This is a genomic window from Paraburkholderia flagellata, from assembly GCF_021390645.1.
GTDB classification, from domain to species: domain Bacteria; phylum Pseudomonadota; class Gammaproteobacteria; order Burkholderiales; family Burkholderiaceae; genus Paraburkholderia; species Paraburkholderia flagellata.
In genome coordinates this window covers 1,379,142-1,391,726 of record NZ_JAJEJT010000003.1, presented here as the reverse complement: position 1 = coordinate 1,391,726, position 12,585 = coordinate 1,379,142, and the positions used below count along the sequence as shown (strand labels likewise).

The 12,585-nt window shown below is 63.7% G+C and carries 11 protein-coding genes; 4 read left to right on the top strand and 7 right to left on the bottom strand.

The window, feature by feature from the left end; all coding sequences use genetic code 11:
- Positions 1-75: 75 nt before the first annotated feature.
- The 4 genes from L0U83_RS30000 to L0U83_RS29985 form a co-directional block, all read right to left on the bottom strand.
- The gene (locus L0U83_RS30000; protein ID WP_233887749.1) at positions 76-1,155 is read right to left on the bottom strand and encodes a porin; all 1,080 of its coding nucleotides are present in this window, start codon (positions 1,153-1,155) and stop codon (positions 76-78) included.
- Positions 1,156-1,287: 132 nt separating this feature from the next.
- Positions 1,288-2,625 carry an MFS transporter gene (locus L0U83_RS29995; RefSeq protein ID WP_233887748.1) on the bottom strand — a complete coding sequence of 446 codons (1,338 nt, stop codon included), beginning with the start codon at positions 2,623-2,625 and terminating at the stop codon, positions 1,288-1,290.
- 39 nt (positions 2,626-2,664) lie between these two features.
- Positions 2,665-3,768 (bottom strand): M14 family metallopeptidase, encoded by a 1,104-nt coding sequence (locus L0U83_RS29990; protein WP_233887747.1) that lies wholly within the window; start codon positions 3,766-3,768, stop codon positions 2,665-2,667.
- A 38-nt stretch (positions 3,769-3,806) separates the two neighbouring features.
- Positions 3,807-4,601 (bottom strand): gamma-glutamyl-gamma-aminobutyrate hydrolase family protein, encoded by a 795-nt coding sequence (locus L0U83_RS29985; protein ID WP_233887746.1) that lies wholly within the window; start codon positions 4,599-4,601, stop codon positions 3,807-3,809.
- Between the two features lie 108 nt (positions 4,602-4,709).
- On the opposite strand from L0U83_RS29985, the gene L0U83_RS29980 reads away from it, so the two are divergent.
- The 3 genes from L0U83_RS29980 to L0U83_RS29970 all read left to right on the top strand — a co-directional run bounded on the left by L0U83_RS29980 (position 4,710) and on the right by L0U83_RS29970 (position 9,150).
- The gene (locus tag L0U83_RS29980) at positions 4,710-5,651 is read left to right on the top strand and encodes a LysR family transcriptional regulator (RefSeq protein WP_233887745.1); all 942 of its coding nucleotides are present in this window, start codon (positions 4,710-4,712) and stop codon (positions 5,649-5,651) included.
- A gap of 214 nt (positions 5,652-5,865) precedes the next feature.
- A complete protein-coding gene (locus tag L0U83_RS29975) occupies positions 5,866-6,306 on the top strand; it encodes a potassium channel family protein (protein ID WP_233887744.1) in 441 nt (146 codons plus the stop codon).
- A 651-nt stretch (positions 6,307-6,957) separates the two neighbouring features.
- Positions 6,958-9,150, top strand: coding sequence for a glycoside hydrolase family 28 protein (locus tag L0U83_RS29970; RefSeq protein WP_233887743.1), 2,193 nt, complete (start codon positions 6,958-6,960; stop codon positions 9,148-9,150).
- Positions 9,151-9,460: 310 nt separating this feature from the next.
- On the opposite strand, the gene L0U83_RS29965 is transcribed toward L0U83_RS29970, so the two are convergent.
- From L0U83_RS29965 to L0U83_RS29955, 3 genes are all read right to left on the bottom strand, one after another.
- Positions 9,461-9,772, bottom strand: a complete 312-nt coding sequence (locus L0U83_RS29965) for a high-potential iron-sulfur protein (RefSeq protein ID WP_233887742.1) — start codon at positions 9,770-9,772, stop codon at positions 9,461-9,463.
- 232 nt (positions 9,773-10,004) lie between these two features.
- Entirely contained in the window at positions 10,005-11,018 is a 1,014-nt protein-coding gene (locus L0U83_RS29960) for a zinc-dependent alcohol dehydrogenase family protein (protein ID WP_233887741.1), read from the bottom strand.
- Entirely contained in the window at positions 11,015-11,536 is a 522-nt protein-coding gene (locus L0U83_RS29955) for an SRPBCC family protein (protein ID WP_233887740.1), read from the bottom strand. The genes L0U83_RS29960 and L0U83_RS29955 overlap by 4 nt, the downstream gene beginning before the upstream one ends.
- Positions 11,537-11,656: 120 nt before the next feature.
- Between L0U83_RS29955 and L0U83_RS29950 the strand changes: the two genes are divergently transcribed.
- Complete coding sequence (locus tag L0U83_RS29950) at positions 11,657-12,571, top strand: LysR family transcriptional regulator (RefSeq protein ID WP_308445083.1); 915 nt, start codon at positions 11,657-11,659, stop codon at positions 12,569-12,571.
- The last annotated feature ends 14 nt before the right edge of the window (positions 12,572-12,585 follow it).

The following is a 12,585-nucleotide window of genomic DNA, read 5'->3' as shown; positions in this document are numbered from 1 at the left end:
AGGCTGTGGGGTCGTCGGCGACAGTCTCGCACTGCCGCGTCGACCCCGAATATCTGGACGCACCCGCGAGAGCTGTTAGAACAAGTGCTTGATACCCACACGCGAGAGGAATTGTTTGTCCGTCGACGAGGTGCCAGCCAGAGCGATCGATGCCTTCGTGCCGTCGCCAAATGCCCGCTGCGCATGCACGTCGAGGTAGACATCCGTCCGCTTCGAGAGCAGATAGTCCACGCCGCATGACAGCGTCAGCCAATGCGACGCATCGAGCTTGTCGTACGAGACCTTGGTGGCGAGCACGAGATCGGGCCGGGGCCGATAGTCTCCGCCAACGTGAATCACCTGATCCTGCGCGCTGGCGCTCCCAAGTTCCAGATGGGTATTGGTATAGAGCGCTGACACCCGCCACGCACCTGGTGCATAGGTTGCGCCAAACCCGAAGATGCGCTGCTTGTCGACGAGCAGGGCTGTAGCGGGCGTGATCGGGCGCCCGAAGATTTCCGATGCGCCAGTCATGCCGGCGTAGACGGGTGCGCCATTGATGTCGGTGTAATAGGCGCCTGCGGCAAGCGCGCTGCCGGTGTATTGCAGCGTCGCACTTACCGCGCGCCCGGCGTTTGTCGTCGTGCTGCCGGAACTTGCACCGAAGCTGTACTGTGCCCCGGCAGAAAAGCCGCCAAAACTGCGCGACATGAATTGCACCGTGTTGTTCAACCGCTCACCGGAGACCCGATCCAGGTCGCCATTTTCGACACTGTAGATGCCACAGGACAAGCAGGGAAGATAGCGAAGCATGGAGTACGCGAAGTCGTATTGACGCCCGAGCGTCAAATCTCCAATCGACGCGTCGCCCAGGCCGACGTAGGCCTGCTTGCCGAACAGCAACCCGCCCTGCCCCAGCGCACCCGTATCCACCGAATAGCCGTTTTCTAGCTTGAATAGCGCGTGCTTCCCGCCGCCCAGATCTTCGACACCCGTGAAACCCAGCGAATTGTTCTTGTTGATGCCGTCTGCCATGGCGAACGACGAACTGCCATGAACGTTGTTCACGTACGTCAGCCCGGTATCGAGGCTGCCGAAGATCGTCACGCTCGACTGCGCGTTCGCAGCACCGTTCATACTGGCCAGCACGAGGCCGGCGATCATGGTCTTTTTCATGTCTCGCTCTTTTGTCTTTATGGTGAAAATGCAGGCGCGCGAGCGCCCCTGCCAGGCTCACGCCAGGCATGACGGAAAGGTGCAGCGTGTAGCTGGCCGTGCGCGGAGCACTGCCGCGCACGGCCCGGTGGGCTATCTGGACACGTCCACGTTGCGTGTTTCGGGAAGCATTGCCATGGCGGCAAGGCTCAGCACGCTGGTCGCCACCATGTACCAGGCGGGCGACATCGGGCTGCCGGTCCAGGCGATCAAGGCCGTGACGGCAAACTGCGTGGTGCCGCCGAACAGCGTCGTGCCGATTGCGTAGACGAGCGACACCCCCGTGCTACGGAAAGTCGCGGGCAACAGCTCGGGCATGACCACCATCGCCGCCGTCGCGCTCATGGCCGTCAGCAAGGCGAGAATCACCGTCACCACCAGGAAGCTCATTGCGCCCGGCGCGGCCTGCAGCCACAGGAACATTGGCACGCTCAACAGCATCAGGAGCACGCGCGGTGCAATCAGCACGATCTTGCGGCCGCGCATGTCGCACAGCCATCCGCCGAGCAGCCCGCCCGCAAACGTCAACAGGCCGCCGACCAGTGCGCTGGTCTGCGCGATAGTTGGCGGCAGCTTCAGCGTCTGGATCGCGTAGGTCGTCATATAGTTGCCGATCTGCGAGGAGACCGCGCCCGACAACGTCATCAACACGCCCAGCACCAGGTAGCGGCGATGCGTGCGAACGACGCCGCCCAATACTTCGGATGCCGTACGGCCGTCGTTGTCCTCGAGCGTTTCGGGCAGGCTCCGGCGAATATAGACAGCCACAGGAACGAGCAGCAGGCTCACGATGAACGGAATACGCCAGCCCCATGCCGCCAGCTGGTCCGCGCGCAACGTCATCGATACCAGAACGCCGAACATGCCCCCCACGGCAACCGCGATGCCCTGGCTTGCGAGCTGCCAGCTTGCGTAGAGCGCACGCCGCCCGGGCGGTGCGGCTTCGATGAGAAGCGCCGTCGCCGGACCGACTTCGCCGCCTAGCGCAAAGCCTTGCACGAGCCGGCATAGCACCACGATGAGCGGCGCCGCCATGCCGATGCTGGCGTACGACGGCGTGGCGGCCATGCCCAGGGTGCCGACCGTGATCAGCGCGACCGTGAGAATGAGTGCGGGCTTGCGGCCCGCGCGATCGGCAAAAGCGCCGATCAACACCGCACCTAGCGGGCGCGTGAAAAAGCCCACGCCGAACGTCGCGGCTGCAAGCAGCAGGCTCCCGTACTGACCGCCGACCGGAAAGAACGCGCGCCCGATATAGACGGCAAAGTACGCGTAAATCACGAAATCGTAGAATTCGAGCGCGTTGCCGGTAACAGCCGCCGCAACGGCCTTGCGGCTGATGACCGGTCGCACGCCGCTAACGGCTCCGGCCGTCTCTGTGTGTGGGGCGCCTGGGCAGTTGCCGGGCGCGTCGACAAGGGTAGAACGCATGATGTCTCCGTTATCTTGGGCTGATCGTTCGCGTGCGCTTCAACCGGCCTCGGTCGTGTTCGCTGCTTCCTGCAAACCGCGCACGGTCTGCAGAAATACGTCGCGTCCCTGTTGCCAGATCGCGGCTTGCCAGTCGTCGGCCTGTGGATAGAACGCGTCCTTGAGCGCCTGGCGAATCGACGCGGCCTGCGCCACGTCGGCGCCGCCGCAGCGGTGCAGCCAGTGCTCGGCGCGCATTGCGGGCAGCACGAGCGATGGCGCATGCGTACCGAACTCCAGGCAGATATTCGTGTGCTCGGCCTGCGGGCACTCTTCGAACTGTCCGTACTGAATTGGGCCGGTCATCGGAATGCTCGTCGACGTGCCCTGAGTCACCGAGGTCACGTGCTCGCCCCACCAGCGGCGGGCGCGCGCCAAAGCGCCGCCCTCATCGAGACAGGCGAAAATCCGCTCGCCGTGGCCATAGGGACCGAGGCCCGTATGAATGTCGATCGAGCCGATGCGAAGGCAACGCTGGGCGTAGTCGCGAAGAATCCGGCGGAATGTGCGATTGCTCCAAGCCGGTTCGGCGCCTCCGTAGTGGAGCCCGTCCGCGAAGGCGTACTGGCCCAGTCCGACTGCGCGCTGAAAGCCGCGCGCACCCCATTGCCTGCGCAACAGGTCGAGCGTCGCTTCGTCGTCGTCCGCGGGTGGCCACGTGGCGGGCAACAGCAGGTCGTGGATTTGCGCGTAACGCTCGTTCACTGGCTGCGAGGCGCTGAAATCGACGAAGTTACGGTTGAGATCGACGTTCTCCTGCGTCGCGCGACGAGAATGCGAAAAGCCGTAAGGGTTGACGGCGTGGATATGCAGCACGGCAGTGTCGGGGCCGGTGACAGGCCCGAGACCCAGCACGCCGGTCTGGATCGCGGAACCGCAATAGCCCTCCACGCCGTGCACGCCGCTGATGAGAATCACGAGATTCGCAGCATCACGCGGTCCGTCCAGCACGACATCGGTTGCGAGCGTCTCTCCGTCTTTGCCTTCGAGCGGCAGGACATGCGAGTCGACGGCGAGGCCGCGCGCGGTGGCGGCATTGAGGAATTTGTCGCGCGCTTCAGCATAGTTGCGGCTGAACAGTGCGCGGAATTGAGTGTTCGACATGATTCGATGAGTGGCTTTCTGTATCTCGCTGGAGCGCGTCAAACGCGCGCAATGGGTGCGCGCTTGTCCAGGCGCGAACGGCAAGCGGCGCCAAAGGCTTCAAAAATGGCGAGAGACAGCGGGCTGTCGTCGATGCGCATCTCGGGGTGCCACTGAACAGCCAGCGTGAATTGCGGCGCGGAGCGAATCGAGAACGCCTCGACAAGTCCGTCGGTTGCGACGGCCTCCGGGCGCAACCCGTCGCCCAGGCGGTCGATTCCCTGGTGATGCAGCGAATTCACCTGCTCCACCGGGTTCGTGGCGAGTTGGTCGAGCACACCGCCTGGCATGATCCGAACGGCGTGGCTGTCGTCGTACCAGCGTTCGATGGGCCGGTCGTGATCGCCTTCGCGATGATCGAGCCGGCCAGGCTGTGCGTGAACCGCGGCTTCGAGCGTGCCGCCATACATCACATTGAGTTCCTGCAAGCCACGGCAAATGCCGAGCGTCGGGATACCGGCTGCGATCAGACCCGGCAACACGTCGAATACGGCCGAATCGCGCCAGGGGTCCTGCCTTGTCGTTGCTGGCAACGCCGAAGCACCATAGCGCTCGGCAGCGACATTGGAGGGGCTGCCGGTCAGGACGATGCCGTCGAGCATCGCGGCCAGTGTCTCGCCGTGCAGTGCCTCGGAGCAGGCCGGCAACACCACGGGCAATGCGCGCGCGATCGTGGCGACGGCACGCACGTAGCCGTGCAGGACGGAATGCCCGCGATGCCCGTAGTGCTCGATGCTATCGGCGATGATGCCGACAACAGGGCGGCGCTGGACTGGGGTCGGATCGAGAGGCATAGGCGTGAAGAGTGAGTCAATGCCCGCGCAGTCTAAGCAGCCATGCGACTTGTGTACATTGCGTATTTCTGGGGGATACAATGCAGTTTCTGCAAGTGAGTCCACTCAATGAATACCCGCCAGATCCGGCACTTTCTCGCCTTGCTTGATCACGGCTCGCTTGCGGCCGCGGCCGAAGCCGTTCATTTAAGCCAGCCCGCACTTTCCCGCAGCATCCGCTCGATGGAAGAATTGCTGGGCGTGCCGCTCTTTGACCGAACCGAGCGCCGGTTGCGGCCAACGCCCTACGCACAAGCCTATGAGCCTCGCGCTCGGCGGATCATCCTCGATGAAAAGGAAGGCGCACGCCTGCTGGCGCTGATGCAGTCGGGCGAATCGGGATCGCTGGCGTTCGGAATGGGTTCGTCGCTCGCGCCCATCCTCCTCGAGCCCATCATGCTCGGTTTGATGAGCAAATCGCCCGGGGTAAGACTGCATAGCGTGATCGAAACATCCGAACGGCTAGTGGCCGCGTTGCTCGCCGAACGCCTGGATTTTTTTGTCGGCGATATTCGCGTCGCGCGCGAGCATGCCGATTTGCGCGTCATTGCGCTGTACCCCTGCACCTTCGGCTGGTTTGCCCGGCGCGGGCATCCGCTCGCGGGCAAGCGGAAGGTGACTTTCGACGATATGCGAGCGTACCCGCTTATTGCCGCTGGCTACGTCGAACCCTCGCTGGCCCGGCGCCTGGGCGACCTTTATGGTCTGAGTACGCCCGTCATCGATTATTTTTCCGTTACCACCGACGACGTCGGCACGGTTCACAGCGTTCTGCAAAAGAGCGACGCAATCGTCGCCCTGACCGAACTCGCGATCGTCTCGAAACTGGAATCTGGCGATGCGGCGGCGCTCGCCGTCGATCCGCCACTCGTCATGGACCTGACGCTGGGCATCGTGCATCACGCCGAGCGCACGCTCGTGCCCGCCGCGCAGCACGCATTCGAGATTGTTGCCGACTGCTTTTCCAGGGTTGGCGCGCGGATTGCCGCTGGCCGGGCCACCAGGCCGTGAGCCGTCGTTCGCCTGGACTCGCACCCAGACATGCGTGCGACTGTTTCGCTCAGTAAGCGACCGTTCGGCAATATTTTGAGCGGGACATGGCTGGATGCGGCTGACGCAATGTGTCCTATGATTGGCCGGGTAGCAAGTTTTGAACGTGCGATGCCCGCGTCGCGAATGCGGCGCATTTTTAGCCTGTGCGCTCCCCCTGAAGACGGAGTCAATCATGCTACACAATGTACTGGCTGCCGCTCCGGCCATGGTCCTGTGCCTGCTGATGCAAGGCGTGGTGGTAGCCGTCTGCCTGCGCCGGTACGCGGGCTTCCGGCGCAACGTTAAAGGTCAGGATTTGCTGTGGGTGGATGTCCTGCTATTGGTCACCGTGATGCTGCTGACCTTGCTCTGCAATTTCGCCCAAATGGCAATCTGGGCTGCGCTGTTCATGTTATTAGGCGAGTTTTCCGATTTCGCCACTGCCCTGTATCACTCCGCGGTCAACTTCATCACGCTGGGCTACGGCGACATTGTCATGTCCAAGCAATGGCGCATGCTCGGCCCAATCGAAGCTGCTAACGGCATCCTCATGTTCGGAGTCTCAACCTCGGTGATGACAGCTGCGGTCATGGATGTGATCAAGTACCACCATGCCCGGCTGCAGGAGAAGTAGCCGCGAGTGCACTGCGCATGAGGCGCTGAAAGAAGATCGGCAGCATTGGGCCGGGGCGGCTGCTCGAATGTCCATCGCACCCCGGAAGCCACCATTCCAGCATTAGGAATCCGAACGACATCAATCGGTCACTCCCGCCAGCCATGCCGCCGCTCAAGCCCCATCGACGCAGCATGGCTATCAAGCTTCATTCGACAGACACGCGAATCCAACAAACGAAGATGCGCTTCGTCATCAGCTAACGCGGTTCAGTCTGTTGCATCGTGAACTTCAACGTCGGCTTTGATGACATTACAAACACCCGACGCGACTTCACGCCAAACAAAGCCACTGCAGCCTCCCCACGTCCGTCACATCAGAGAACCTTACCCCGCTCGTCAGACAAATTTCCGACACCGTCTGTAAGCTAGCTGTAGATATGCGCGGCAACTGGAAGCACCAGGTACATCACCTAGATAAATCTGATTGACGATTTGGATGTCGTCTGACAACAATATCCATGGTGATCGGCCAGCCGCTCCTGTTCGATCTCTTCGCTGTAACCGTGCCTCTCCCGTTCGCATTAGCGTCGCCACGCGGCCCAATGGCCGCCGAAGTCCAGCCACCCGTCAGCGAAACAAATCAGCGAGACAACATAGGAGAACGAATCAAATGGCAACACATGACCAAGACGATCCCCAGCTCGGCGAAGGCCGCGCCGACACGCCCGCCTCGCCCAAACGGCGCGCGTTCATGGCCTTTGCCGGCGCGTCCGCAGGCGCAGGCCTCCTCGCAGCCAGCCGCGGCGCGGCAGCAGCAGACTCCATGTTTCCCACGCCCGCCACTTTCGGCGGGCACCTTCCGCAGCCGCCCGGCCACGCCGCCGGCGACCCGATCTGGGGCCCGGACGGTCAGGCCACGGCCATCATCAGGAGGCTCGCCCACGTCGATCATTCGCTCTTCTCCCGAGCCGAGTTTCACGTGACGAGCTACGGCGCGCGCACGCTCCCCGCCTCCGCGCTGATCACGTCGACCGCGTGGCCGGGCGGCAAGATTCCATGGGTGACGGGCGGCACGGAACAGACTGCGCATCCGACCAGCGACCTGCAAAGTCCAGGCTCGGGCGTGATGGTCCCGTGCGACTACACGGGCACGCAATACGACTCATGCAGCGCGTTCAATGCCGCGATCGTCGACGCGAGCCGCGCAGGCGGCGGCCGCGTGGTGGTGCCGGCCGGCAACTGGTATTGCGGCGGTCCGATCGTGCTGCTGAGCCATGTGAACCTCCATCTGGAATCGGGCTGCACGATCTATTTCAGCCCGAACCCGGCGGACTACGCGAAGAATGGCCCGTACAAGACGGCGAACGGCAATCTGTACCACACGCGCTGGCAGGCGAACGACTGCCTGAATTTCGGCTCGCCAATCTACGCATTCCGCCAGACCAACATTGCCGTCACCGCCGACGACAACACCTGCGTGCTGAACGGTCAGGCAATGACGCCAATGCAATTGAGCACCCAGGCGCCAACCTCCTGCTGGTGGACCTACAAGGGAAGCAGCAACACGTACGGCTGCGCAGGCTCGTCGACGCCCTCGCAGGCTTATGTGAATCCGAACAACGTCGCGCTCACGAGCCTCCCCGCCTCGCTAATCCAGAACCCGCAGGCCAACGTCTCCTTCACGAATCAGGACGGCGTGACGACTTCGCTGATGGGCCTGCTCACGGGCACGGGCTGGAACCAGGACCAGAACTATCTGCCCGCGCTCTCCGAGTTGCGCGTGCCGTTCGAGAACCGCATTTTCGGCAACGGCCACTATCTGCGTCCGTGCATGATCGAGTTCATCGGCTGCACGAACGTGTATCTGCAGAACTATCACACGCAGAACACGCCGTTCTGGCAGCACCATCCCACCGACTGCACGAACGTGGTGATCGACGGCGTGTTTGCCGACAGCGTCGGGCCGAACAACGACGGCTTCGATCCGGACGCGTGCAACCACGTGCTGGTGCAGAACGTTCAGTTCAACACCGGTGACGACTGCATCGCGATCAAGTCCGGCAAGTACCTCGACACCGAGTACGGTCCGATGCAGAACATCGTCGTGCAGAACTGCACGATGCAAAGCGGGCACGGCGGTCTGACGATCGGCAGCGAAATGAGCGCGGGCGTGCGCAACGTGTACGCTCGCAACCTGACGATGCAAAACGCGAACTGGGCGACCAATCCGCTGAACATCGCGCTGCGGTTCAAGAGCAACATGAACCGCGGCGGGTTCATCAACAACGTCTGGATCAACGGCGTGACGCTGTCCAACGGTGTGAACCTCGCCGGGAAGTATGGCGGCGGGTCGCTTGGCGCGGCGATCAGCAAGATCACGGGTACGGGAACGACTGGTCTCGCGACGAACCCGTCTACGGGCCAGGGCGGCCTGATCACGTTCGACTGCGATTACAGCCCGTCCGGCGACGCAGTCCGCTTTAGTCCGTCCGTGATCAGCAACATCAACATCACGAACGTGAACGCGAGCAACGTGTCGGGCTCTGTGTCGTATTCGATGCCTTCTGGTTTCGTGGCCGGGTCGAACTCGTGCTTCCAGGCGCTCGTCATGCAGGGCCCCGAGGCCGTCGATTACAACGGTCCGCTGCCGGTGCCGACCGTGAGTCCGATCAGCGGCGTCACGATCTCGAACTGCAACCTCGGCAACCCGGTGTGCACGGGCGCTGTGCCGACGACGCCTTCGACATCTGCGTCGGCCGCGCCGGGCCCGGTCTTCGCGAGCAATGTGAGCGGCATTACGCTGACCAACGTGGTGATCGCGGGCACCACGTACAACACGTTGCTGACCGCACCGGCAACCTGATGCCAACGCACACGAACGCGGGCAACCGCGTTCGTGTGCGTGGCGACTGGGTTGTCAGCGTTGCTCCTTGTCGGTCGCTGGTTTCCGGGGTTGGCGCGTCGGTTCATCCCCGGATCGCACCGGCTCGCGCGTACAGGCGTCCGGCGGCAAGACAAAGGGAACGTCGTCGCGGCAACACGCATAAACCGGAAAGCCATACGCGTTCGTACCGACGATGGTCGTTGGCCCGTGCAGCGGGCACACCGCCTTCATGGCGCCTCCTGAATCTCATTGATCCACTGCTTGCATCGTGCCCCGCGCGGGGCATCTGTCACGCCTTCTTCACGTAGGCGCTGCACCAGCCTTTGGCGTCGACGATCTTGCCGCCATAGGTCGCGCATGGGCCGTTCGGCGCGCCCGGCTTGCCCGTATACAACTGGCAATTCGCGCAGGTCTGCCCCACCTGGAACTGCGCAAACTTGGCCTTGTCGACTTTGCTCGCGTCGGCTTTGTAGCCGAGCGCCATGGCGGTCGGGTCGCTCTCGGAGAGCACCGGCGCGTCGGCGCGCGATTCGTTGGAAAGCGCCGCCGTGGAAGCCACGGAGGCGGCAAGGATCATGAAGCGACGACGGGAAAGCGGCATGGTGGGGCTCCTGAGCATGGAACGTACCCGGCTCTTGCTGTTCACCGAATTGTTGGCCGATGCGTTCGCGGATTATCTGTGTGCTATTTATTTATATCACTTCGTGATGCGTTGTAAAGAACGGAAACATTGCGCGTCGCATACCTCCTTAATTAATTCGCTATCCAAATCAATTTCCACGACGACCAGAAACACGGCGCCACAATGTCACCATGGCGGCGCCGCATTGGCCTCACCACGCCGCGCAGACCTTGCCGAAATGCGCCCCAGCCTGCTGATGTCGAAACGCATCGGCAAGCTCGTCCAGCCCGAACGTGCGGTCTAGCACGGGGCGAATGCCGGCCTGGTCGAGCGCCGCGACGTACTCTTGCTGCTGGCGCCGGCTGCCAACGATCAAGCCCTGCAGGCGCGCCTGTTTCGCCATGAGCACGGAGGTCGGCACGGTGCCTTCGCGTCCGGTCAACACGCCGATCAGCGCGATGTGGCCGCCCACGCGCACCGCGTCGATCGACTGGGCAAGCGTGCCCGGGCCGCCGACTTCGATCACGTGATCGACGCCCTTGCCGCCCGTCATGTCGCGCACGAGCGCGCCCCACTTTTCGTGCTGCCGGTAGTTGACCACCTGGTCGGCGCCCAGCGCCTTCGCACGAGCAAGTTTCTCGTCCGATGACGACGTGACGATGACCGAAGCGCCCATCATCCGCGCGATCTGCAATGCCGCGATCGATACCCCGCCGGTGCCGAGCGTCAGCACGGTGTCGCCCGCCTTGAGGCCGCCGTCGGCCACCAGCGCGCGCCATGCCGTGAGCCCCGCCGTCGTGATCGTGGCCGCCTCGGCGTGGGTCCAGCCGCGCGGCGCGAGCGTAAAAGCGCTCGCGGGCCGCAAGGCGTGCAAGGTCGCGAAGCCGTCCACGCCGTCGCCGGGCGTCTGCGCGAAGTTGCCCACGGCCTGCCACGGCAAGCCGTCCGCCCATTGCGGAAAGAAGCACGACACCACGTGGTCGCCGCGCTTGAACTCCGTCACGCCCGCGCCCACGGCCGACACCACGCCCGCGCCGTCCGCCATCAGCACGCGTCCATCCGCCGTGGGAATGGCGCCGTTGGCCACCAGCAGATCGTGAAAATTGAGCGAGGTGGCATGAAGTTCCACGCGGATCTCGCCGGCGCCGGGGGCGTCTGGCTCGGCGATATCGCGCAGTTCGATCCGGTCGAGGCCACCCGGCGCACGCAACACGGCGGCCTTCATGACCGTGCTCCCTTGACCTTGCGCGCGGCTTCGATGAGGCCGTCGAGCCAGTCCTGATGCCCGTTGATCATCGGATTCGGGCGCGTTTTCGCCAGTTCCTCGGCGGGCTTGCCCTTCTGCGATTCCTGCGTAAGCACGCGCACGCGGCCACCGGAAAGGTCTTCGATGAGCCATGCGTGCAGTACGTCGAGGCGCGTTTCTTCGTCGCCCTCCGCCCAGCCGTGCCACGCCACGCGCGCAGGCTGGCCCGCAGCCGGCGGCACGTGTTCGGTCACTTTGGCCTGCACCGGAAAGCCGAAGGTTTTGAAGTGAAAGCGCGCGCCCGCGCTCAGTTCGGGGCCCCGGCCGCCGTGGAAGCCAACGTCCGCGGAATTGCTGTAATAGCCCGGCCACGCGGTCGCTTTGTTCAGCAGCGGCCAGACGTCGGCGGTGGAAAGGCCCGCGACGATCACTTCGTTGGAACAGAAGTTGTCGGTCGTGCCGGGCAAATAGTCTTCGGGCCAGAAAATCTCGTTCATGTTCGTTACCTTTCGATGCTGTCGGTTTCGGTGCGGTGGACACGAGAAATCATGCGGGCTATGCTGAAATAAATCCAATCGCGGATCATGATTTTCGCCATAAACCGTGTTGATATCAGAATGCTCGATCTGAACCTCCTGCGGGCGCTCGACGCCCTGCTCGACGAACGCAACGTCACGCGCGCCGCGCAGCGTATGTCGCTCACGCAGCCGGCTGTGAGCGCGATGCTGACGCGCCTGCGTGAGAGTTTCGGCGATCCGCTGTTCGTGCGCTCGCAACGTGGCATCGTGCCGACCGAGCGCGCGCTGCAGCTTGCCGCGCCGCTCAAGCAGGTGCTGGGCGAAATCGAGCAGATGATGCAGCCGCGCGCCTTCGAGCCGGCCGAGGCGCAGCTGACGCTCACGCTCGCCTCGACCGACTACGCGTTGCGCGCGGTCGTCGTGCCGTTTCTGGCGCGTCTGCGGCAAAGGGCGCCCGGCGTGCGGGCCGTGATCGTGCCGGTCCAGCACGAGCGCCTTCAGGCGCAACTGGAAAGCGGCGACGTGGATATGGCCCTGATCACGCCGGAGACCACGCCCGCCGACCTGCACGCACGCCGCCTCTTCGACGAGCGCTACGTATGCGTGATGCGCGCGGATCACCCCGCCGCCGCGCGGCGGCTGACGCTGGAGCGGTTTTGCGCGCTCGATCACGCGCTGGTGTCGTATGCGGGCGGGAGCCTGAGCGGCGTGACGGATGAGGCGCTGGCGCGCTTGGGGCGCGCGCGGCGCGTGACGGTGTCGGTAAACAGTTTTCTCGTCCTGCCCGATATTTTGCTGACGAGTGATCTGATTGCGGTCGTGCCGTCCCGGCTCGTGAAGGACGCGAAAGGCGGTGCGCAAGGGCTCGCCGTGGCCGAACCGCCGCTCGAGATACCGGGGTTCACCAAAACGCTCGCATGGCACGAGCGCACGCATCGCTCACCCGCGCATCAGTGGGTGCGGGCGCTGTTGTTCGAGACGTGCGAGGGCTTGGCGGGCGAGACGCCGGGGTGACGTCGTCACGTATC